General features: G+C 73.6%; 17 protein-coding genes. 8 read left to right on the forward strand and 9 right to left on the reverse strand.

The features are described from left to right. Positions 1 to 39: 39 nt before the first annotated feature. The gene (murQ, locus tag ACFYXE_RS22410) at positions 40 to 1,134 is read right to left on the reverse strand and encodes an N-acetylmuramic acid 6-phosphate etherase (protein ID WP_389314926.1); all 1,095 of its coding nucleotides are present in this window, start codon (positions 1,132 to 1,134) and stop codon (positions 40 to 42) included. Between the two features lie 79 nt (positions 1,135 to 1,213). Further along, positions 1,214 to 2,137 carry a MurR/RpiR family transcriptional regulator gene (locus tag ACFYXE_RS22415; RefSeq protein WP_389314928.1) on the reverse strand — a complete coding sequence of 308 codons (924 nt, stop codon included), beginning with the start codon at positions 2,135 to 2,137 and terminating at the stop codon, positions 1,214 to 1,216. A 137-nt stretch (positions 2,138 to 2,274) separates the two neighbouring features. Here ACFYXE_RS22415 and ACFYXE_RS22420 point away from each other — a divergent pair, with 137 nt between their 5' ends. The 3 genes from ACFYXE_RS22420 to ACFYXE_RS22430 are packed head-to-tail and all read left to right on the forward strand — an operon-like array spanning position 2,275 to position 3,248. Next, on the forward strand, positions 2,275 to 2,631 hold the full coding sequence (locus tag ACFYXE_RS22420) for a hypothetical protein (RefSeq protein ID WP_361173360.1): 357 nt from the start codon (positions 2,275 to 2,277) through the stop codon (positions 2,629 to 2,631). After that, positions 2,628 to 2,894 (forward strand): DUF4031 domain-containing protein, encoded by a 267-nt coding sequence (locus ACFYXE_RS22425; RefSeq protein ID WP_389314931.1) that lies wholly within the window; start codon positions 2,628 to 2,630, stop codon positions 2,892 to 2,894. The genes ACFYXE_RS22420 and ACFYXE_RS22425 overlap by 4 nt, the downstream gene beginning before the upstream one ends. Before the next feature lie 51 nt (positions 2,895 to 2,945). After that, entirely contained in the window at positions 2,946 to 3,248 is a 303-nt protein-coding gene (locus ACFYXE_RS22430; protein ID WP_389314933.1) for an NIPSNAP family protein, read from the forward strand. Here ACFYXE_RS22430 and ACFYXE_RS22435 read toward each other — a convergent pair whose 3' ends face one another. The 5 genes from ACFYXE_RS22435 to ACFYXE_RS22455 all read right to left on the reverse strand — a co-directional run bounded on the left by ACFYXE_RS22435 (position 3,249) and on the right by ACFYXE_RS22455 (position 11,616). Then, a complete protein-coding gene (locus tag ACFYXE_RS22435; RefSeq protein ID WP_389314935.1) occupies positions 3,249 to 7,922 on the reverse strand; it encodes a caspase family protein in 4,674 nt (1,557 codons plus the stop codon). A 10-nt stretch (positions 7,923 to 7,932) separates the two neighbouring features. Further along, positions 7,933 to 8,301, reverse strand: a complete 369-nt coding sequence (locus ACFYXE_RS22440; protein ID WP_389314937.1) for a hypothetical protein — start codon at positions 8,299 to 8,301, stop codon at positions 7,933 to 7,935. A gap of 32 nt (positions 8,302 to 8,333) precedes the next feature. Continuing rightward, the gene (locus ACFYXE_RS22445) at positions 8,334 to 9,590 is read right to left on the reverse strand and encodes a Cmx/CmrA family chloramphenicol efflux MFS transporter (RefSeq protein ID WP_389315530.1); all 1,257 of its coding nucleotides are present in this window, start codon (positions 9,588 to 9,590) and stop codon (positions 8,334 to 8,336) included. Positions 9,591 to 9,845: 255 nt separating this feature from the next. Further along, on the reverse strand, positions 9,846 to 10,922 hold the full coding sequence (locus ACFYXE_RS22450) for a GNAT family N-acetyltransferase (protein WP_389314939.1): 1,077 nt from the start codon (positions 10,920 to 10,922) through the stop codon (positions 9,846 to 9,848). Positions 10,923 to 10,977: 55 nt separating this feature from the next. Then, positions 10,978 to 11,616: a hypothetical protein gene (locus ACFYXE_RS22455; RefSeq protein WP_361173342.1), complete on the reverse strand. Its 639-nt coding sequence runs from the start codon at positions 11,614 to 11,616 to the stop codon at positions 10,978 to 10,980. An 81-nt stretch (positions 11,617 to 11,697) separates the two neighbouring features. On the opposite strand from ACFYXE_RS22455, the gene ACFYXE_RS22460 reads away from it, so the two are divergent. Both ACFYXE_RS22460 and ACFYXE_RS22465 read left to right on the forward strand, forming a co-directional pair. After that, positions 11,698 to 12,372 (forward strand): maleylpyruvate isomerase family mycothiol-dependent enzyme, encoded by a 675-nt coding sequence (locus tag ACFYXE_RS22460; protein ID WP_361173339.1) that lies wholly within the window; start codon positions 11,698 to 11,700, stop codon positions 12,370 to 12,372. 52 nt (positions 12,373 to 12,424) lie between these two features. Next, positions 12,425 to 13,075, forward strand: coding sequence for a CatB-related O-acetyltransferase (locus ACFYXE_RS22465; RefSeq protein ID WP_389314941.1), 651 nt, complete (start codon positions 12,425 to 12,427; stop codon positions 13,073 to 13,075). A 44-nt stretch (positions 13,076 to 13,119) separates the two neighbouring features. On the opposite strand, the gene ACFYXE_RS22470 is transcribed toward ACFYXE_RS22465, so the two are convergent. Then, entirely contained in the window at positions 13,120 to 14,094 is a 975-nt protein-coding gene (locus tag ACFYXE_RS22470) for a hypothetical protein (RefSeq protein WP_389314943.1), read from the reverse strand. A 232-nt stretch (positions 14,095 to 14,326) separates the two neighbouring features. On the opposite strand from ACFYXE_RS22470, the gene ACFYXE_RS22475 reads away from it, so the two are divergent. The 3 genes from ACFYXE_RS22475 (at position 14,327) to ACFYXE_RS22485 (ending at position 18,193) form a co-directional block, all read left to right on the forward strand. Beyond that, entirely contained in the window at positions 14,327 to 16,612 is a 2,286-nt protein-coding gene (locus tag ACFYXE_RS22475; RefSeq protein WP_389314945.1) for a heavy metal translocating P-type ATPase, read from the forward strand. Positions 16,613 to 16,820: 208 nt separating this feature from the next. Next, complete coding sequence (locus ACFYXE_RS22480; protein ID WP_389314947.1) at positions 16,821 to 17,510, forward strand: copper homeostasis protein CutC; 690 nt, start codon at positions 16,821 to 16,823, stop codon at positions 17,508 to 17,510. 50 nt (positions 17,511 to 17,560) lie between these two features. Beyond that, positions 17,561 to 18,193 carry a DUF2165 domain-containing protein gene (locus tag ACFYXE_RS22485; RefSeq protein ID WP_389314949.1) on the forward strand — a complete coding sequence of 211 codons (633 nt, stop codon included), beginning with the start codon at positions 17,561 to 17,563 and terminating at the stop codon, positions 18,191 to 18,193. A 208-nt stretch (positions 18,194 to 18,401) separates the two neighbouring features. Here the strand turns inward: ACFYXE_RS22485 and ACFYXE_RS22490 are convergent, their stop codons facing one another. Next, the gene (locus ACFYXE_RS22490; RefSeq protein ID WP_389314951.1) at positions 18,402 to 20,465 is read right to left on the reverse strand and encodes a HelD family protein; all 2,064 of its coding nucleotides are present in this window, start codon (positions 20,463 to 20,465) and stop codon (positions 18,402 to 18,404) included. Positions 20,466 to 20,500: the final 35 nt, after the last annotated feature.

Consider the following 20,500-nt stretch of genomic DNA (forward strand, 5'->3'; position numbering starts at 1 on the left):
GCGGTGCCTTGCTGTGCGGGTGGCGCTGTGCTGGAGGGGTCAGGTGGTGCGGGGGGTGTCTTCGGTGTGGTTGGTGGTGGTGCGAGGGGTGTTTTCGGTGTGGGTGGTGGTTTCGAGGCCGTCCTCGGTGTGGGCCCGCTCACCGCGGTGGCGGTCCAGGGCCACGCGGAGGTGGCCGTCGGACGCGGCGAGCAGCTCGGCCGCGGCGGGTCCTTCGACCTGCCCGAGGATGGTGAGGATGGCGTTCTTCACCTCCCCGTCGGTGGCGGCGAGCGCCGCCTCGATCTCGTCGTCCCCGGCGCCGGTGGCGAGGGCGACGATGCGGCGGGAGCGGGCGCGCAGCTTCTCGTTCGACGCGCGCACGTCCACCATCAGGTTTCCGTAGGTCTTGCCGAGCCGGATCATGGTGATCGTCGACAGCATGTTGAGCACGAGCTTCTGTGCCGTGCCCGCCTTCAACCGGGTGGAACCGGTGAGGAGTTCGGGGCCCACCACGACCTCGATGCCGTGGTCGGCCGCGGCCGCGAGCGCGCTGTCCGCGTTGCAGGACAGGCCGATGGTGAGCGCGCCGCAGCGCTCCCGCGCATGCTCGACGGCGCCGATCGCGTACGGGGTGCGGCCGGAGGCGGAGATGCCGACGACGACGTCGTCCGCGGTCAGCTTGAGGGCGTCCAGGTCCTCGGCGGCGAGTTCCTTGCTGTCCTCCGCGCCCTCGACCGCCGTGACCATGGCGCTGGGGCCGCCCGCGATGAGCCCGACGACCTCGCTCGGGTCGGTGTTGAAGGTCGGCGGGCACTCGGAGGCGTCCAGCACCCCGAGCCGGCCCGCGGTGCCCGCGCCCGCGTAGATCAGCCGGCCGCCGCGGGCCATGCGCTCGGCGGTGCCGTCGATGGCCGCGGCGATGCGGGGCAGCTGCTCGGCGACGGCGGCCGGGACGGTGGCGTCCTCGGCGTTCATGATCCGCGCGATCTCCGCCGTGGGCAGCCGGTCGATCTCGGAGAGCTCGGGGCGGAACGCCTCGGTGGTGAGGGTGGCCAGCTGGGCGCGGAGTTCCCCGTAGGTGTCGGAGTCCCCGGGCCGGGAGTCGTCGGAGTCCCCGGGCCGGGAGGGGATGGCGTCGGTGGTGGAGGTCATGGCGTCTGCGGCTCTTTCGTGTCCGGTGCGGTGAGGGGTCGGCGGTGGGGGCGGGGGGTGTATCGGGGAGGGGCGGGCGTCAGCGGCTGCCGCCGCGCGGGTTGTGGCGGTGGGCCAGCGCCTCGTAGGAGGCGGCGAGCGCGGGCGCGGCCGTCTCGTACGTGCGCTGGGCGACGCCCACGAAGAGGCAGTCCACGACGAGGAGCTGGCTCGTGCGGGACGACATCGCGGCGGGCCGCAGCTCGCTCTCCCGGGCGGTGGAGGTGGTCAGTATGTGGTCGGCGTACTGGGAGACGGCCGCCGTGGGCCTGCCGGTGATCGCGATCGTCGTGGCGCCGTGCTCGAAGGCGACCCGGAGGGGTTCGATGACGTCGCCCGTGGAGCCGGAGTGGGTGATCGCGATGGCGACGTCCTTGGCGCGCAGCGTCACCGCGGTGGTGACGGCCAGGTGCGGGTCGGAGTGCGCGTGCGCGATGTGCCCGATGCGGAGCAGCTTCTGGGCGAGGTCCTGGGCGACGAGCCCGGAGGCGGCGACGCCGTAGATCTCCACCCGGCGGGCGGCGGCCAGGGCGGCGACGGCGGCGCCGAGCTGCACGGTGTCGAGCCCGGCGGCGGTGTCGGCGAGGGTCTGCTGCTCGTCGTAGGCCAGCTTGGCGACGACGTCGGCGATCGGGTCGTCGACGGCGATGTCGGCGGTGACGGCGGGGGCCCGGCCCGACTGCTGCTGGGCGGCGAGGCCGGCGAGGGCCAGGCGCAGGTCACGGTAGCCGGGGTAGCCGAGCAGGCGGGCGGTGCGGACCACCGTCGCCTCGCTGGTGCCGGTGAGCTCGGCGAGGCCGGTGACCGTGAGGGCGGCGCATCCCGCGGGGTCCCCGGCGACGGCCTCGGCGACGCGCTGCATGGAGCGGGTCATCGACGGCGCGAGGGTGCGCACCTTGGCCGCGAGGGCGGCGGGGGCGGGCGGGGCGGCCCCCGCGAAAATTTCCTTCACATCATGGGTCACATCTGAAAGATATTTTCGGACGGGTGACCGGTCAAGACCCCTTTGGTCCCCGTACCGGCCGTGACCAAAGGCCCACGGGCAGTCCCCGGCGCCCGGCGGGCCGCGGGGCGGCGGGCGCACGGGGTGACAATGGCTGCATGGACACGATCGACCCCCTGGAGCAGGCGTTGCACGCCGCCCGCGCACTGGTCCTCGCCGACCTCGCCGCCCGTGAGGTGGCCGAGGCCGAGGTCGTCTCGATGGTCGAGAAGGCGGTGGCGCACCGCCGCTGGTGGGTGGAGCAGTGGCCGGAGGGCGTCGACTACGTCGCCGGGCTCGTCGCCCAGGACGTCCAGGACGACCTCCTCGAACGCTACGGGCGGTGGCCGCTGTGCCCCGTCTGCGGCTCGGGCGACCCCCACGCGCTCGACGTGGAACCGGAGTTGGGCCCGGACCCGCACTGGGTGTGCGGCAAGGCGGGCGTCGTGGTCGCGCCGGTGGGCGGGCTGACGTGACGGTCTACATAGACCCGCCGACCTGGCCGGGCCACGGCCGCATGTGGTCCCACCTGGTCAGCGACGTCTCCTTCGACGAGCTGCACGCCTTCGCGGCGGGAATCGGCTGCCCGCCGCGCGCCTTCGAACGCGACCACTACGACGTGCCCGCGCACCGCTACGACGACGCGGTGCGCGCGGGCGCGGTGGAGATCGGCTCCAAGGAACTGGTGCGCAGGCTCACGGGGGCGGGGCTGCGGAGGCCCAAGGGGCGGCCGGCCTAGGGGGTGCGGGTGGCGGCCGGGCGGGGTCCGGGGCCGCTTAAGGTCGGGCGCATGATCACCGTTCACCTGAAGTACGAGATCGACCCGGACCGCATCGCCGACTTCGAGGAGTACGGGCGCCGCTGGGTCGGCCTCGTCGACCGCTTCGGCGGCACGCACCACGGCTACTTCCTGCCGAGCGAGGGCGACAGCGACATCGCGTACGCCCTCTTCTCCTTCCCGAGCCTCGCCGCGTACGAGCAGTACCGCACGGACAGCACGAGGGATCCCGAGTGCCAGGAGGCGTTCGCGCTGGCGCGCCGGACGGGGTGTATCAGGCGCTACGAGCGGAGGTTCTTGCGACCGCTGCAGTGATCACCCGGAGGGGGTGAACCACCCCTCGGCGTCGTGGCGCAGCCCCAGCTCGCTCGCCTTGCGGGCCACGTCGTGGAACGGCATGGAGACACGGGCGGCGACGGTCACCAAGGCAGTGAGGGTGAGGGGGGCGTGGTTCCACTCGCCGAGGGTCAGGTCGGGGGTGTCGCTCTGGAGTGCCCGCGTCAGATCCCATTCGGCGTTGCGTGCCCTGGTCCACTCGGGGGTGGTGGGGGCGGGGTCGTAGCCGAGGTAGCGCAAAGCCTGGAGCAGGTCGGCCAGCTCCGGGCCGTACTTGCCGGTGTGCAGGGCGACGGCGTACTGAGCGGCGAGGGGGATCGCGCCGCTCTCAGGGTTCGGCACGTTGTAGGAGAACCGCAGGATGTCGTTGTCCGACTCCCGCAGGGCGGCGAGCGCGGCCGGGTCGGGCTTACAGGTGTAGCCCAGGCTCCGGAGGCGGGCTGCCGCCTCGGCGGCGGAGACGCCGGCGTCCCGTGCCACATCCGCGATGTCGACCAGGGAGATCGAGTCCTCCGGTGAGCGGTCCAACACCACTCCGAGGAATTCGATGTCGTCGAAGGACAGTTGCTCGTCCACCGGCCGTGGAGGCGGCACGTCGAAGCCGAGGGCCCGCAGTCGGTCCGCCGTGGCCACCACGGAGCCGTACCGGCGGGAGACGGCGACGACATAGGCCCACGGCACGGGACGGTCGGGCCAGAGGGATGCGTCTCCGTGGTCCATGAGGGCCAGGTCGTCGTCGGTGATCTCGGTCTGGAGCGGGTCCACCGAGAAGCCGAGCCGGGCGAGCACGTCGGCGGTCTGCCGGGCGGGGAGGCCGCAGTTGGCGGTCACCACGGCCAGCTGGGCGGGTGTCACCCCCTGCTGCATGCCGTGCGGTGCCGACTCGTCGTGCATCATCCACAGGCAGCGGATCACCGCCAGATCCTCCGCCGTCCATCCGTCGCGGTCGGGGACCACCGCCGGGACGGTGAAACCCAGTTCACGCAGCCGCGCGACGGCCCGTGCGGTCGAGCACTCGGCGCGTGCCGCGCTCACACAGACCTGGGCCGTGGTGAGCGGCTTCCCCGGCCCGAGCCAGCGAAAGTACGCGTCGAAGGACCGCAGCAGAGGCAGGTCCTCCGGAAGGACCCCCGCACAGGCGCCCAGCGGCTCGACCCGATAGCCGAGCGTGCTGAGCCGGTCGGCGACCGCCGCCGCGGAGAGGCCCGTGTGAAAGACGCGGATGAAGACGTCGCCGATGCCGAGGGGACGGTCCGCGTCCCACCAGGGAAAGAGCAGGCTGAGGCTGGGGGCGCCGGACCCGAGCAGGAACGGTGACGCCTGAAAACCGGATCGGGCCGCGCCCTCGGGGCCCCGGCGCCAGATCGCGAAGTCCTCGTCCCACGAGAGGAACGATCCGTTCAGGGACACCAGGGCCAGATCCGACGGCCGGGCACAGGGGTCCTGGGCGTCCGGCGCCCCCTCGGCGAGGGGCACACCGAGCCCGGCTCCGTACAGCGCTCGCAGACGCCAGCGCAGCACCGCAGGGGGCATGGTGCAGAGGTACGAGGCCACGTACATCGAGTCCCGTTCCGGGAAGCGGCCCGTGACGAGCGGGAGCAGTGTGGCGTCCGGCGGGAAGAAGCCCACGTCGGTGAAGGGCACCACCGACCCGTCGCCGAGATCCCACGGGATGTCTCCGTCCCGGGCGCGGGCGGCGATGTGGTCGGCCAAGTCCACCGACTGGTTGCAGAACCGGTCGAGCCACGCTCCGGTCAGCAGGGACGGCTCGGCGCCGAAGAGACTGTCGGCCGCCGCCGCGACCCGCTCCTCGATGTGGTCCCACTCGTACTCCTGAATGGTGGAGCGGCTGACGCTGAGCTCCGGTTGGTGCTCGCCGTACAGGTTGATCACGAAGCCGTGCAAGGAGTGCACGCCGCGGGGCGCCGCCCACACGCCGTCCGCAAGGAGCCAGCCCGCGCCGTCCACCCACCACAGATCGGGGTCGGACGACGGCACCACGACACGGCTGCGCCTCTTCACCGGGATGCCCTGGCCGCCCGATGCCTGGACCAGCTCCATCCCCACCTGCGAAGGCTCACCCGGTTCCCACGTGTGACGGCGGGCCCCGTGCTCGGCCGTCGTCCGGTAAGGGGCCACCCAGAGCACCTTTCGGAGCACCTCGACGCAAGAGACCGGCTTCTCGCCCTGCGTGAGCAGCAGCCGCACCGTCGTCCCGCTCTGCGTCCCCGGCCCCAGGTCCTCGACCCGGAACAGGTTGCCGGGGCCCGCGATCGAGACCCTCAGGAGGTTGCCGGGGCGGCCGTCGCGGCCCAGGCGGCAGGTGTGGACGACGATCTCGTCGGCCAGCATGAAGTAGCTCAGCACCCCGATACCGAAACGGGAGTTGGGGTACAGCTCGATCCTCGGGTCCGGCAGTTCCGCCCAGGCCGCCTGCTCCTCCACGTACTCCGGCAGGTCGACGAACCGCGCCCCGCCCTGCGAGAAGACGTCACGCAACTCCCGTACGCCCATGCCGATGCCGTTGTCCCGGCACTCCAGGTAGGGGCGGCCGTCGTCGTCCACGCCCTGCACGAACTCGATGCGGCCCTCCCAGGGCGGCGCCGGGCGGCCGGTGCGGCGCAGGAACTCCCGGCGGCGGTCGGCGTAGCGGACCGCGTCCAGCGCGTTCTGGTAGATCTCGCGGACCGCCAGGTCCCGCTCCCCGTAGAGCTCCTCGCCCATCAGGAGCTCCTGGACGCGGTCCTCGGCGAGCTGGAAGCGGATGCCGTCGGAGAGCTGCTCGGGCGTGTTGGTGCCGAGCCGTACCCGGGAACCGTCCGCGTACGGCGGCAGGGCCGCGAGCAGGGCCAGCGCGGAGCGCGTGGAGCGGTTGATGTCGCGCAGCAGGCCGTCCACTCGTCCGGCGTGCTCCCGCAGCGCGATCTGCACCGCGGGGTGGCCGCAGACGGCGTTCAGCGACCGGCCCGCGCCGGAGGTGCGCCAGTCCGACGCCCGGACCGTGGACCGCAGGGCGGTGAGGTCGACGTCGTCGGAGATGCCGAGGTGCTCCACGACGATCTCCGGAAGGTCGACGGGGTCCACCGCCATGGCATGGGCGGCCTTGTGCAGCGCCGCGACCAGCGGCTCGCGCACCTCGTGCTCGTCGCCCGTGCTCGCCGCGACGGCATCGTGCTCCCGCAGGGAAGCGCCCCGGGACAGTGCGCAGGGTGCCGCGCGGTGTTCTTGGAGGAACCGCATCAGACGGGGCCCGGCGAGTGCCTCCGTGACCCAGCGGGGATGGTCGAGGCCGTGCGCGACGTCCTCGACGAGCGCCTTCAGGGACTCGGCCGCGTACACCTCGGGCTGCCGGATCAGCCAGCGGTGGAACAGCCACCAGCGGATCCGGCGTACCGACTCGTCCCCCGCCCCGGCCTGCTCCAGGGCGCGGAGCCTGCGCTTGACCCGCGGGAACCCCTGGGCGAACTTCCGCAGCGGATCGTGTTCCGGGCCGGGGGCGTGCTCGTTCTCGGTGAACACTCCGATGCGCCGTTCCGCCTCCTGGCACCAGAAGGTCTGGCCCACCAGCGGCAGCAGCACGGCGAGGGCGGCCTCGGTGGGGGACAGTTCGGCGTCGTCACCGAGCCGGGCGGTCAGGAAGTCCAGACGGTCCAGGGCGCGCTGGGCCAGCTCTGCGTCGTGCCACGGGTCGTCGCGCAGCACCGCCGCGGACGCCTCGTAGGCGTCGGCGAGCCGGCCCGCCAGCGTGCCGCACAGTTCGTGCAGGACGTCCCGTGCCCGTCCCTGGCCCGTGTGCTGCCATACGCGGTGCCGGGTCACCGAGCGCACCCACGGGCGTTCCCCGGTCCGGCGGCGGTCGGGTCCCGGAAGGAGGGGGAAGTCGGCCTCGCCCGCCCCTAGTTCACTGATCACCTTGACCTGCTGCGGGGCGCGGGCGTCCCGCTTGTACGCGCGGTGCAGCGTCTCGACGCGCGCCTGGACCTCCAGGGCGAACTCCTGGAGGCGCATCGCGTGCGGGTGCGCGCGGACCACGTCGCAGACCGCCCGCGAGAAGAGGCTGAACGACTCGCCCGGCGTGATGCCGGTGTCGGCTTCGGGGAGCGCCGTCTCGGACTCCCGTACGAAGAGTGCCTGCTGGGCCGCCGAGCACGCGTACACGTACGCGACCTTGCGACGCAGACTCTCGGCGACCTTGCGGCGCGACCAGCGCTGGATACCCGGCGGAGAGCCCTTGGCATCCCGCTGGATGCCCTCCCGGCAGGCGTCCACGAGGAAGACGACGTGGGCCGCCCGGCACTCCTCCAGCTCCTTGCGCCAGCCGATCTCGACGCAGGAGTCGGCGAACGGTTCCACGTCGTACGTGGCGTCCTCGGGGATCAGGTAGTCCTGCCCCTCGAAGTGGTGGCCGTGCCCGCTCAGCACGATCAGCAGCGTGTCGTCGGGTCGTGCGTCCCGCAGGAACTGGCGGACCTGCGCGTGGATCACGCTGGGGATGATGCCCCGCTTGCTCTCGACGATCTCCGGTGGCTGGAAGCCGCGTTCGGCGAACACGTCCCGCATCAGCGCCAAGTCGTCCTGGACGAAAGGCAGGTGGTCGATGCGCGGCTCGTCATAGTCGCTCGCCCCGATCAGCAGGGCCTTGTGCTGGGCCACCGGCGGGCGCTCAGGTGGTCGGGCGCTTGAACGTCAGGGTCAGGCCCCTCGTCCCCTGCACCTGGCCGGTGCCGATGAGCTGGATCGAGCCGCTCGCCGTCACCTGGAACGACAGCTGCGCCTCGGCGAAGGCCAGCGTGTCGTCACGGTCCGCGACCTCCTTGAAGACCTGCTGCAGCGCGTCGACCGTCTCCGCGAGGTTCTTGCGGAGCGGGCCCAGCGGGACCGAGCGCAGCACGGCCTCGCCGTCCCGGTTGAAGAGGCTCTTGGAGTCGCCGCCCGGGCCCGTTCCGTAGTCCTCGTCGGTGGCTTCCACCCAGAAGGCCAGGGACTGCCCCTCGACGCCCGCCCCGAGCCGATCCGCGCCGTTCTCGGTCATCCCGCCCCCTCCGACGTCCACCTGCTCCAACTCTAGTTCCAGGAGGGGCCTTTGGTGTTGGTCCCGGCAGGTTCCGGTGAGATCTCCGGCGGCGTGTCCGCGGGCATCGCCCCGGAAGCGGCGACCACGCGGCCCGACGCCGTGCGCGCCCGGTGCAGGCGCAGCGAGATCGCCGTCGCCGCGATCGCGAGGGCCGTCATCGACGCGCCCGCCCACGCCGTCGCCCCGTAGCCGAGCTTCAGGTCGATCACCGCGCCGCCGAGCCACGGGCCGCCCGTGTTGCCGAGGTTGAACGCGGCCGTCGTGGTCGCGCCCGCGAGCGTGGGGGCGGCGCCCGCCACGTTGAACATGCGGGCGTTGAGCGCCGGGGCCGTGTAGAACGCGGAGACGCCGATCAGGAAGCTCAGCGTGATCGCCGCGGCCGGGGTGGCGGCGAACAGGGCCAGCGAGACCAGGAACACCGTGGACGCGGCGATGCCGCTCAGCAGGACGCCGAAGAGGTGCGCGTCGGCCACGCGCCCGCCGATCGTCGTGCCGACCAGGGCGCCGACGCCGAACAGGCCGAGGATCGACGGGACCCAGCCCTCGGAGAGGCCCGCGACGTCGGTGAGGAGCGGGGAGAGGTACGAGAACGCGCAGAAGACGCCGCCCGCGGCGAGCGCGGTGATCGCGATCGACAGCCACACCTGGCGGTCCGCGTAGATCGACAGTTCCTTCTTCAGCTGCGGCTTCTCCGCGGGCAGCGGGATCCGCGGGATCAGCGTCAGGACGCCGACGAGCGCGATCGCGGAGGCGGCGCCGACCGCCCAGAACGCGGAGCGCCAGCCGAAGTGTTCGCCCAGGAAGGCGCCCGCCGGGACGCCCAGGACGTTCGCGATCGACAGGCCGCCGATCATCACGGCCATGGCGCGGGCCCGCTGGTTGAACTCGACCGTCGCGATGGCGACGGCGGCGCCGACCGCCCAGAAGCCGGCGCAGGCCAGGGCGCTGACCACGCGGGACGCGAAGAGGATCTCGTAGGTCGGGGCGAGCGCGCCCGCGACCTGGCCGAGGCCGAAGACCGTGATGAGGGTGATGAGGGTCGTACGGCGGGGGAGGCGGAGCGTCGCCACGGCGAGCAGGGGCGCGCCGATGACCATGCCGATGGCGAAGGCGGAGATGAGGAGGCCGGCGCGGGGGATGGAGACGTCCATGTCGTCGGCGATGGGCGGCAGGAGCCCGGAGAGCATGAACTCGCTGGTGCCGAGGGCGAAGACGGCGAGGCCGAGCATGTAGACCGCTATGGGCATCCGCGCGGGCATCCGGGCGGGGGTGCGGGGCGTGGGGGCGGGGGTGGGCATAACAGGGGTGAACGTATGGGTGACCCCTGACATTCCCTGGCCCCTGGGCCTTGGGCCTTGGGCCTTGGGCCTTGGCCGCTGACCCTGACCCTGACCCTGGGCCTTGGCCCCTGGGCCTGGAGGGCCACGCAGCGCGGGGCGTCAGGGGCGTCAGGGGCGTCAGGGGCGTCAGGCGCGTCAGGCGCGTCAGGCGCGTCAGGGGCGTCAGGGGCGGTGCAGGGCGTACGCGTGGTTCGGCGTGCGGTCCGCCTGGCGGATGTAGCCCGCCGCCTGCGCCACCGCCTGGGACGCCGTGTTGTCCGGTTCGACGACCGCCAGGAGCGACGTCAGCTCGGGGCGCGTGAGGGCCCACGCGGAGAGCGCGCGCAACGCCTGCGTGGCGTACCCCCGGCCCCGCGCCCCGGGCACCAGGTCGTAGCCGACCTCCGCGCAGCCCTCCTCGTCCGGCGGCCCGTGGAAGCCCATGCCGCCGACGGCCAGCTCGTCGTCGGTGCGGACCAGGGCGAACATCCCCCACTCGGGCCGGTGCACCCCCGCCGCGTACGCCTTCGTCACCATCTCCGCGGCCCGCCGCGTCCCCTCGAAGGGCGCGCCGTCCAGCCAGGTCAGCCCGCCCGTGCCGCCCATGGCGAGATCCGCGGCGGCCGCGGGCGTCACCTCGCGCAGGGCGACGGGCCCGGCGGGCAGCGCGTACGTGTTGTGCCAGCGCCAGCGGGCGAGCCGGGCGCGCCCCGGCAGGGTGCCCCGGCCGGTGGCCCACAGCAGCGTCGCCCACGGCGTGCTCCCCGCGGGGGCCGGCGGCACGTGGGCGAAGAGGTGCGCGAGGAGGTCCTCGCACAGCTCCGCGGGCGGCTCCGCGTCGACGCCGAGCACGCACGCGATGTCGTAGGTGTGGAGGAGGACCTCCGCGATCCCCATCGCCGCGAAGCCCGCCGCGTCCGCGCTCCCGGCGGGGTAGGGGTGGAAGGCGCGCACCCCGCGCGGCGTCGTGCGGACGGCCGCCGCGAGCAGGCGGCCGGTCGCCTCGACGGCGTCGATCGCCCCCTCGGGGCCCGTGCCCTCGTCGAGCACCGCCCCGAAGGGCACGTAGGCGTCGGCCGCCCGGCTCGTCAGCTGGCACGCGTACGCGACGAAGTCGCCCACGATGTGCTCCGCCGTCTTCAGACAGCTCCAGTCGAGCCCGCCCGCGGGCACGCTCCAGTCCTGCCCGGCCACTCCCCGCAGCACCTTCGCCGCATGCTCGACAGCCTCTTCGATCCGGTCCCCGCCCATGGCAAACATGCGCTGAGCGTACGGCGGCCGGCGTCACCCGGCCCCCGGTTTTTCCGGCACGGGGTCACGGTGCCAGGAGCGCCAGTTCCGTCGCCAGGTTCTCCCGCGCGGGCGCCTCCCAGTGAGTCGTCCCGTACGGGGTCCTGAACAGGCGGGGCAGCGCGACGAGTTGGCGCAGCACGTCGGCCCGCCCGGTGCGGAAGGTCTCGTCCGGCACGAAGCCGTACTCCTCGCGGACCGCGGCCGCGTAGGCGGCGTACGCGTCCGGGGCCGCCGCCAGGATCGCCAGGTCGGCGTCGCACAGCGCCTCGCCGTTGCGGTCGCCCTCGGCGGGGTCGTGCGTGACGGTCAGCCGCACCAGGCGGGCGACCTCGGCGGTCTGCTCCCCGGTGAGCCCCGCCTCGGGGAGCGCGCGCTCGGCCAGGCGGGCCGAGCGCTCCTCGTTCTCGGAGCGGTCGGGCGCGTACACCGCGTCGTGGAACCACGCGGCCAGGCGCACGAGTTCCGGGTCCTCGGCGTGCTCCTCCAGGGCGTCGAGGTGCGCCAGGACCGCCGCCAGATGATCGGCGGTGTGGTAGCGGCGCTGCGGTTCGGACCAGCGGGCCAGGAGCTGGTCCGCGTAGGGCGCGGGGTCGGGGGCGTCCCGGCTCGCGCGGAGCAGGGTGACGGCCCAGCGGGCGTGGAGGTCCTTGTCGTCGGCCATGGGGTGATCCTAGTCACCAGGTACCCGAGGGGGGTATGCAGGGCGTTGCCGTCCGACGGCTTGGACTGTTTGGCTGTGGTCATGACGAGTATCGACGAGACGTACGAGCCCGAGCGTGCGGGCCGCATCCTGGCCGCCGAACGCGACGCTCTCGTACCGCTGTTGAGGGCCGCGCCCGCCGAGGCGTTCGCGGTCCGCACCTGTTGTCCCGGCTGGACCGTGCGCCATGTGCTCGCGCACTGCGGCTCCGCGCTGATGCGGGTCGTCGAGAGCCGTTTCGAGGAGGGCGTGTTCTCGCCCGAGTGCAACGACCGCGACATCGCCGAGCGCGCCGACTGGCCGGACTCCCGGGTCGTGGACGAGCTGGAGCGCGGCATGACCGAGGCCGGGCCCGTCCTCGCCGCGGCCGGGGGGCGCCTGGACGGCGTCGCGCTGGGCGAGTGGGTGCACGCCGGGGACGTACGGGAGGCGTGGGGGAAGCCGGGGGCGTACGGCGGGGACGGGCTCGCCGACGTGCTGACCCTGCTCGAACAGGTCAGCAGGTCGGGCCGGGTCGCCACGCTGCCGCCGCTGCACGCCGACGTCGACGGCCGGGACGAGCCGCTCTCCCTGGGGCGGCCCGACGGGCAGCGGTCCCCGGCCCGCTACATCGGGGACGCGCCGACGCTGATCCGGCTCTGCACGGGACGGCCGCTGACCGGCACCCGGTACGAACTCGCGGGCGCCGCGGAAAAGGAGTTGAACCTCTTCGGCTGACCTGGATCATGAGGGGGTCCGTCCCGCCGTCCCGCTGAGGAGCCGCTGCCCGATGTCCACCGGTGCCGCCGTACCCGCCGATCCGAACGTGGTGCACCCGATGCCCGGCCAGGAGCGGGTGGTGCTGCTCAAGCCGCTCGTGACCTCGCCGCTGATCGAGGTCGGGGACTTCTCGTACTACGACGATCCCGACGACCCGACCGCGTTCGAGACGAAGAACGTGCTGTACCACTACGGGCCCGAGCGGCTGGTCATCGGGAAGTACTGTGCGCTGGGGGAGGGCGTGCGGTTCATCATGAACGGCGCCAACCACCGGATGGACGGGCCCTCGACGTTCCCCTTCCCCATCATGGGCGGCTCGTGGAGCGACCACTTCGACCTGATCTCCGGGCTGCCGGGGCGCGGTGACACCGTCGTCGGCAACGACGTCTGGTTCGGCTACCGCTCGACCGTCATGCCCGGGGTCCGGATCGGGCACGGCGCGATCATCGCCTCGGGTGCCGTGGTCGTCGACGACGTCCCCGACTACGGCATCGTCGGCGGCAATCCGGCCCGGCTCATCCGGCACCGGTTCCCGGCCGCCGACATCGAGCGGCTGCTCGAACTCGCCTGGTGGGACTGGCCCGCGGCGCATCTGACCCGGCACATCAGGACCGTGATGTCGGGCTCCGTCGACGAACTGGCCGCCGTCGCGCCCGCATAGCCCGCACCCGCACGGGCCCGCACAGGGGGATGGTGGCCCGGCCGTCAGTGCCCGTGGGGGGTGGTCCTCTCCTCGGGGTCGGGGCCGCCGTGCCCCTCGCCGTCCGCGTGCACGGTGAACTCCGCCGTGCGGACCTCCCCCCGGTGCTTGAAGTCCAGGAACAGGCGGTACGTGCCCGCGCTCGGCGCCGCCGCCGCGAACGAGATGCCCGGGCCCGCCTTCGTCCTGCCGTCGCCGGGCGTGCCGTTCGGGTGGACGTGGAGGTAGGCGAGGTCGCCCGCGCGCAGCGCCACCAGGTGGCCGTACGCGCCGAGATAGGGCTGCAGGTCCGTCACCGGCCTGCCGTTCCTCGCCACGTCCAGGGTCAGGTCGCCGCCCGCGCCCGTCCTCAACGCGCCCTTCAGCGTGACGTCGTAGCCGTCGACCTTCGCGGTCGCGCGGTGCCCGGGCAGGTCCTTCGGGGCGTACGGGCCCGCCACCCCGAGGTCCGCGCCCAGCGTCAGTGCCTCCTGCGCGCCCGACGGCCTGAAGTCGGCGAAGACGCGGTAGCCGCCCGCCTCGGGCAGCCGCACCGGGGCCGACCAGGTGCCGTCCGCCGCGCGGACCGGGTGCAGGTGGCGGTAGGTGGTCAGATCGCGTGAGGCGACGATGAGGTGCAGTTCCTTGTCGTGCTCCTTCTCGTACGCGGTGACGTTGCGGCCCGTGGCGTCCTCGACGACGGCGAAGCGCAGCCGCTGCTCCTTGTCCGCGTCGACGCGGGTGCTCCGCAGGTCCAGCGTGTAGCCGCGGTCGGAGATCTTCAGGCCGCCCGGCTCGCTCGCGCCGTGCCCCGCGTGCCCGTCCCCGTCGTTCCCGACGCTCTCCGGGTGCTTCTTCTCCCGGCCGCCGTCGTGCTCCGCGTGCCCGGCCGCCGGCGCCTCGGCCGTGACGGGGTCGATGCCCCTGCCCACGCCGTACGCGCCGCCGAAGGTCGCGGCGACGGCCGCGGCGAAGGCGGTGATCTTCAGTCCGGTGTTCATGACGGCTCCCTCTGGTCCCTCTGGTCCCTGGTCCCTCTGGACGGTCCGCGATCCGCGGTCCGCGGTCGATGGCCGGTCGGCCGCGATGTCCGCACCTCTGAAGATACCCCCTGGGGGTATCAAGTCAAGCCGGGGCCGCTCTTGCGTCGGGTACCCCCCAGGGGTATACATGGATCTCGCAAGCGGATACCCGCCCCGGGTATCCGTGCCGTCGACCCGTACAGGAGCCCCCATGGCCGCGCTGACCCCCACCCCCGGCGCGCAGGACGCGGCGCCCGCCGCCGAGGTCGAACTCGCCATCGGCGGCATGACCTGCGCCTCCTGCGCCGCCCGGATCGAGAAGAAGCTCAACCGCATGGACGGCGTCGAGGCGACCGTCAACTACGCCACCGAGAAGGCCAAGGTCACCTACCGCGGCGCCGACGTCTCCGTGGGCGACCTGATCGCCACCGTCGAGGCCACCGGATACACCGCCCGGGAGCCCGCTCCCGTACGGGACGCGGCCGCGGACGGGACGGAGCCGGACGACGCGGACGAACTGCGTCCGCTGCGCGCGCGGCTGGTCACCGCGGTACTGCTGTCGGTGCCCGTCATCGCCATGGCGATGGTCCCCGCCCTGCAGTTCACGTACTGGCAGTGGCTCTCGCTCACCCTCGCCGCGCCCGTCGTCACGTACGCCGCCTGGCCCTTCCACAAGGCCGCCCTCACCAATGCCCGGCACGGCGCCGCCACCATGGACACGCTGATCTCGGTCGGCACGTCGGCGGCGTTCCTCTGGTCCCTGTGGGCGCTCTTCCTCGGCACCGCGGGCACGCCCGGCATGACGCACCCCTTCGAGCTGACCATCGCCAGGAGCGACGGCGCCGGGAACATCTACCTGGAGGCCGCCGCCGGCGTCACCGCCTTCATCCTCGCCGGGCGGTACTTCGAGGCCCGCTCGAAGCGGAAGGCGGGCGCCGCGCTGCGGGCGCTGCTCCGGCTCGGCGCCAGGGACGTCACCGTGCTGCGGGACGGCGGGCGCGAGGAGACCGTCCCGGTGGACGGGCTGGCCGTCGGCGACCGCTTCCTCGTGCGGCCCGGCGAGAAGATCGCCACGGACGGCCGGGTCGTCGAGGGCTCGTCGGCCGTGGACGCGTCCATGCTCACCGGGGAGTCCGTGCCCGTCGAGGTCGGCGCGGGCGACGCGGTCACCGGCGCCACCCTCAACGTCGGCGGACGCCTGGTCGTCGAGGCCACCCGCGTCGGCGCCGACACCCGGCTCGCCCGCATGGCCCGGCTCGTGGCGGACGCGCAGAACGGCAAGGCCGCCGCCCAGCGCCTCGCCGACCGGATCTCCGCCGTGTTCGTGCCCGTCGTCATCGGCCTCGCGCTCGCCACCCTCGGCTTCTGGCTCGGCAACGGCGCGGGCCTGACCGCCGCCTTCACCGCGGCCGTCGCCGTCCTGATCATCGCCTGCCCGTGCGCCCTCGGCCTGGCCACGCCCACCGCCCTGATGGTCGGCACCGGACGCGGCGCGCAGCTCGGCATCCTCATCAAGGGCCCCGAGGTCCTGGAGACCACCCGCACCGTCGACACCGTCGTCCTGGACAAGACCGGCACCGTCACCACCGGACGGATGGCCCTGCTCGCCACCCACACCGCCGACGGCACCGCGGAGGCCGACGTGCTGCGTCTGGCCGGGGCCCTGGAGCACTCCTCGGAGCACCCCGTCGCCCGCGCCGTCGCCGCGGGCGCCGCCGGGCGGGTCGGCGGACTGCCCGTCCCCGAGGACTTCGCGAACGTCGCCGGGCTCGGCGTGCAGGGCGTCGTCGAGGGCCACGCGGTGCTCGTCGGGCGCCCGCGGCTGCTCGCCGAGTGGGAGATCCGGCTGCCCGCCGCACTGGAGCGCGCCAGGGCCGCGGCCGAGGCGGCCGGGCGCACGGCGGTCGCGGTCGCCTGGGACGGCGAGGCCCGCGCGGTCCTGGAGGTCGCCGACGCCGTCAAGGACACCAGCGCCGAGGCCGTCCGGCGGCTGCGCGCGCTCGGCCTCACCCCGATCCTGCTGACCGGCGACAACAAGGCCGTCGCGGAGTCGGTCGCGGCCGAGGTCGGCATCGCCCCGGAGCACGTGATCGCCGAGGTCATGCCGCAGGACAAGGTCGACGTGGTCGAGCGGCTGCAGGCCGAGGGCCGCAGCGTCGCCATGGTCGGCGACGGCGTCAACGACGCGGCGGCGCTCGCGCGGGCCGACCTGGGCCTGGCGATGGGCACCGGCACGGACGCCGCGATCGAGGCCGGCGACCTGACCCTGGTCCGGGGCGACCTGCGGGCCGCGGCCGACGCGATCCGGCTCTCCCGCCGCACCCTCGCCACCATCAGGACGAACCTGTTCTGGGCCTTCGCCTACAACGTCGGCGCGCTCCCGCTCGCCGCCGCGGGCCTGCTCAACCCGATGATCGCGGGTGCGGCGATGGCCTTCTCCTCGGTCTTCGTGGTCGGCAACAGCCTGCGCCTGCGGGGCTTCCAGCCGCTGCCCTGACCCCCCGCGGCCGCGCCGCCCGCGCGATCGATTCCCCCGCCCCGGTACGAGCGACTCGGCTCGCGCCGGGGCGTTCTGCGCGTAGGCTGTCAATTGGACTAGACCTATGTGACTGGGCTGTGTGACCGACCGACGTGACCGGCCCACGTGACTGATCTGTGTGACTGACCTGTGTGACTGGGCTCGCGACCAGAAGGAAGAGACATCCATGAGCAAGCGTGCAGTCCTGGAGGTGATCGCCCTCGACGCCGAGGACGCCGTCGCCGCCCAGGCAGGCGGAGCGGACCGCCTCGAGCTGGTGACCGACATGGCCGCGGACGGCCTCACCCCGTCCCGCGAGACCTTCGCCGCGATCCGCTCCTCCGTCGACATCTCGCTGCGCGTGATGCTCAGGCTGGCCGACGGGTTCGCGGCGGGCGACGTCGACGCCCTGGTGCGCCACGCCCGCGGGCTGCGCGACGAGGGCGCCGACGCGTTCGTGCTCGGCTTCCTCGACGAGTCGGGCGCCCCCGACCTGCCCGCCGTCGAGGCCCTGGTCGACGCGCTCGACGGCTGCCGCTGGACCTTCCACCGCGCCATCGACCGCGCCGCCGACCGCGACGCCCTGCGCAAACAGCTCGCCGACCTGCCCGGCCTCGACACCTACCTCACCGCGGGCTCCGCGGCCGGGGTCGACGACGGCCTGCCGACCCTGCTCGCCGAGGCGGCCCGCCGCGGCGAACCGGGCTACGAGCCGCAGCTCCTGATTGGCGGCGGCCTGCGCCTCGACCACCTGCCCGGCCTCCGGGCCGCCGGCGTCGACGCCTTCCACATCGGCGGGGCCGCGCGCCCCGACGGCTGGTCGGCCCCGGTGTCCGCCGCGGCCGTCGCCCAGTGGCGGGCCGCCGTCGACGGTTGATCGTTTCTCCGCGGGACGCGATAGAACTGGATCGACACGGAGGGGACTTCATGCCGACACCAGCACACCACACGCGTCCCGCGGAGCGGACGCTCGCAGCGGGCACGCTGCCCGTGGCCGCGACCCTGCTCACCGGGACGGTCGCGTTCTACATCACACTCGTCGCGTTCGGGAACATCACCGACTTCGGCACCAACCAGCAGTTCGTACGCCATGTCCTGTCGATGGACACCACGTTCAAGGACGACAACCTGATGTGGCGCGCGGTGGAGTCCACCGCGGTCCAGGACGCGGCGTACGTCGGGATCATCGTCTGGGAGACCCTGGCCGGGCTGATCCTCGTCGCCGCGACGGTCCTGTGGGCCCGCGCGCTGCGCCGCCCCGCCCTCGTGCGCCTGGCCCGGCAGGCGGGCACGATCGGCCTGTTGATGATCCTCGTCCTGTTCGGCGTCGGCTTCATCGGCGTCGGCGGCGAGTGGTTCGCCATGTGGCAGTCCAAGGCGTGGAACGGCCTGGACGCCGCCACCCGCGTCATCACCCTCGCCGGGATCGTCCTCGTCGTGACCCACCTGCCGTTCACCGGGACACCGGCGCACACCGCGCCGGACACGCAGGGCACGCAGGACACGAAGGGCACGCAGGGCGCCGATGGTGAGGAGGCAGCCGCAGGGGCGACGGGCTAGGGGGCGTCTCTCCGATCTTCGCGGGTCCGCGACGCCTGGCACGGCACCTCGCCGCACGGCCGGACCGCCCTCGTACCACCAGTACGAGGGCGGCCCGGCCGCACGGCGATGCACCGCACCAGACGCCGCGGCCTGTCCACGAAGATCGGAGAGACGCCCCCTAGCGGCCGGGCCCCGCGCCCCGTGCCCCGCGGTCCGGCCGGGCGGCTCAGCCGAGTTGATCCGGGAGCGCGGCGCTGTGCACGACGACCAGGCCCGACACGGCACGGGTCAGCGCCACGTACAGGCGGCGCAGGCCCGTCCGCTCGTCGGGCTCGCCGTCGACGACGGCGGCCGGCTCGTCGAGCACCACGTAGTCGTACTCCAGGCCCTTGGCCAGGGACGCGGGCACCAGCGTGAGCCGGGTGTCGGGCGTCGTCTCCTCGCCCGGGGACAGACAGGTGATCCCGGCCGCCGCGAGCGCCCCGGCGAGCGCCGGTACGCGCGCGTCGGCGGCGATCAGGCCGATGGAGCCCTCCTGCCGCAGCGACTCCTCGCACGCCGCGAGGCAGGCCGCGTCCAGCTCCCCGGCGTCCGCCACCCGGCGCACGTCGAGCGAACCGGGCGACTCGCGCACCGAGGCGACCGCCGCGAGGCCCGGCGCGATGTCCGGCAGCAGCCGGGAGGCGTACGCGATGACCTCGCGCGGCACACGGAAACCCGCCGTCAGCTCCTCCACCACGGCGTCGCCCTTGCCCAGGTGGCCCAGCGCCTCGGCCCAACTCCGCGTCGCCCAGGGCGTGGTGCCCTGCGCCAGGTCGCCGAGGACGGTCGCCGAACCCGTCGTGCAGCGCCGCCCCACCGCCCGGTACTGCATCGGGGACAGGTCCTGCGCCTCGTCCAGGACGACATGGCCCAGCGAGTGGGTGCGGGACACCAGGTCGGCCGCCTCGTCGACCAGCACCGCGTCCGCGGCCGACCACGGGGCGCTCTTCACGCTCCGCGCGGGCTTCGCCCACAGGATCGTGCGCTGCTCCTCCTCGTCGAGGATCCCCTCCGCGTGCGCGGCCAGGAAGTCGGCGTCGCCGAGCAGCCGCAGCACGAGCTTGGCGGGATCCACGGGCGGCCACACGGCCTTCACCGCCGCCTTCACCGCGGTGTTGCGGGCGACGGCGTCCTGCACGCGGTCGTCGGGCGCCTCGCCCGCCTCCTCCATGCGGACCAGCACCGCGTGCGCGATGCGCTGCGGCAGCGCGTCCCGCGCGGCCCCGTACCGGATGTCCCGCGCGAGCAACTCCGCGGCGATCTCCTCCAGTTCGTACGCGGGAATCCGCCACCTGCGGGAGCCGCGCACGACCACGACCGGCTCGGTGGGCATCGTCACGTGCGAGCGCACCGCGTTGCGCAGCACCCGTGCCATCCGGGCGTCGCCCTTGACCAGCGCGGCGGGCGCCTCGTCCGCCCCGCGCACCTCCACATGGGCGACGAGGTCGCCGACGGTGGCCTGCTTGACCTCCAACTCGCCCAGCGCGGGCAGCACTTGCTCGATGTAGTGCAGGAAGGAGGCGTTCGGTCCGATGACGAGCGTGCCGGTGCGGGCCAGGCGCTCGCGGTGCGCGTACAGCAGGTAGGCCACGCGGTGCAGGCCGACGGCGGTCTTTCCGGTGCCGGGGCCGCCCTGCACGCAGACGCTGCCGCCGAGCCCGCTGCGGACGATCTCGTCCTGCTCGGGCTGGATGGTGGCGACGATGTCCCGCATCGGGCCCACGCGCGGCCGCTCGATCTCCTGCTGGAGCAGCTTGCTGGTGCGCTCGTCCTCGGTGGCGTCGCTGAGGTGCTCGTCCTCGTACGCGGTGAGCTCGCCGCCGGTGTAGCCGAAGCGGCGGCGCAGCGCGATGTCCATCGGGTCCTTCTTGGAGGCCCGGTAGAACGGCTGGGAGACCGGCGCGCGCCAGTCGATGACCATCGGGTCCCCGTCGGCGTCGTGCACGTGCCGCCTGCCGATGTAGAACTGCTCGCCGTCGGCGCCCTCCGCCCGCTCGGCGCCGGGCGCGTGCAGGTAGTCGAGGCGGCCGAAGAACAGCGGGGTGTGGGCGAGGTCGGCGAGCGACTTGATGCGCTCGTCGAGCTGGCGCTCCAGGACGGCGGCGTTCACCCAGTTCGCGGTGACGTCGCGGATGTCGAGGGACTCGGCGTCCTCGCGCATGGCGCGCAGGGCGGACCGGGACGCGGCGAGGTGGCCGCGCTCACGGGCGAGCGGGTCGGCGGGATCGGGTACGGCGTGCGCGTGCACGGGGTGCCTCCGGCGGTTCAGCGGCGGTACTCAGG

This window comes from Streptomyces sp. NPDC002564 (assembly GCF_042889645.1).
Lineage (GTDB): Bacteria > Actinomycetota > Actinomycetes > Streptomycetales > Streptomycetaceae > Streptomyces.

Coding starts and splice junctions, on each gene's coding strand:
- ACFYXE_RS22445 (WP_389315530.1), bottom strand. CDS start 9,590: ATGCCCATAGCGGTCTACATGCTCGGCCTCGCCGTCTTCGCCCTCGGC.
- ACFYXE_RS22485 (WP_389314949.1), top strand. CDS start 17,561: ATGCCGACACCAGCACACCACACGCGTCCCGCGGAGCGGACGCTCGCA.
- ACFYXE_RS22420 (WP_361173360.1), top strand. CDS start 2,275: ATGGACACGATCGACCCCCTGGAGCAGGCGTTGCACGCCGCCCGCGCA.
- ACFYXE_RS22440 (WP_389314937.1), bottom strand. CDS start 8,301: ATGACCGAGAACGGCGCGGATCGGCTCGGGGCGGGCGTCGAGGGGCAG.
- ACFYXE_RS22460 (WP_361173339.1), top strand. CDS start 11,698: ATGACGAGTATCGACGAGACGTACGAGCCCGAGCGTGCGGGCCGCATC.
- ACFYXE_RS22430 (WP_389314933.1), top strand. CDS start 2,946: ATGATCACCGTTCACCTGAAGTACGAGATCGACCCGGACCGCATCGCC.
- ACFYXE_RS22450 (WP_389314939.1), bottom strand. CDS start 10,922: ATGTTTGCCATGGGCGGGGACCGGATCGAAGAGGCTGTCGAGCATGCG.
- ACFYXE_RS22480 (WP_389314947.1), top strand. CDS start 16,821: ATGAGCAAGCGTGCAGTCCTGGAGGTGATCGCCCTCGACGCCGAGGAC.
- ACFYXE_RS22455 (WP_361173342.1), bottom strand. CDS start 11,616: ATGGCCGACGACAAGGACCTCCACGCCCGCTGGGCCGTCACCCTGCTC.
- ACFYXE_RS22465 (WP_389314941.1), top strand. CDS start 12,425: ATGTCCACCGGTGCCGCCGTACCCGCCGATCCGAACGTGGTGCACCCG.
- ACFYXE_RS22470 (WP_389314943.1), bottom strand. CDS start 14,094: ATGAACACCGGACTGAAGATCACCGCCTTCGCCGCGGCCGTCGCCGCG.
- murQ (WP_389314926.1), bottom strand. CDS start 1,134: ATGACCTCCACCACCGACGCCATCCCCTCCCGGCCCGGGGACTCCGAC.
- ACFYXE_RS22475 (WP_389314945.1), top strand. CDS start 14,327: ATGGCCGCGCTGACCCCCACCCCCGGCGCGCAGGACGCGGCGCCCGCC.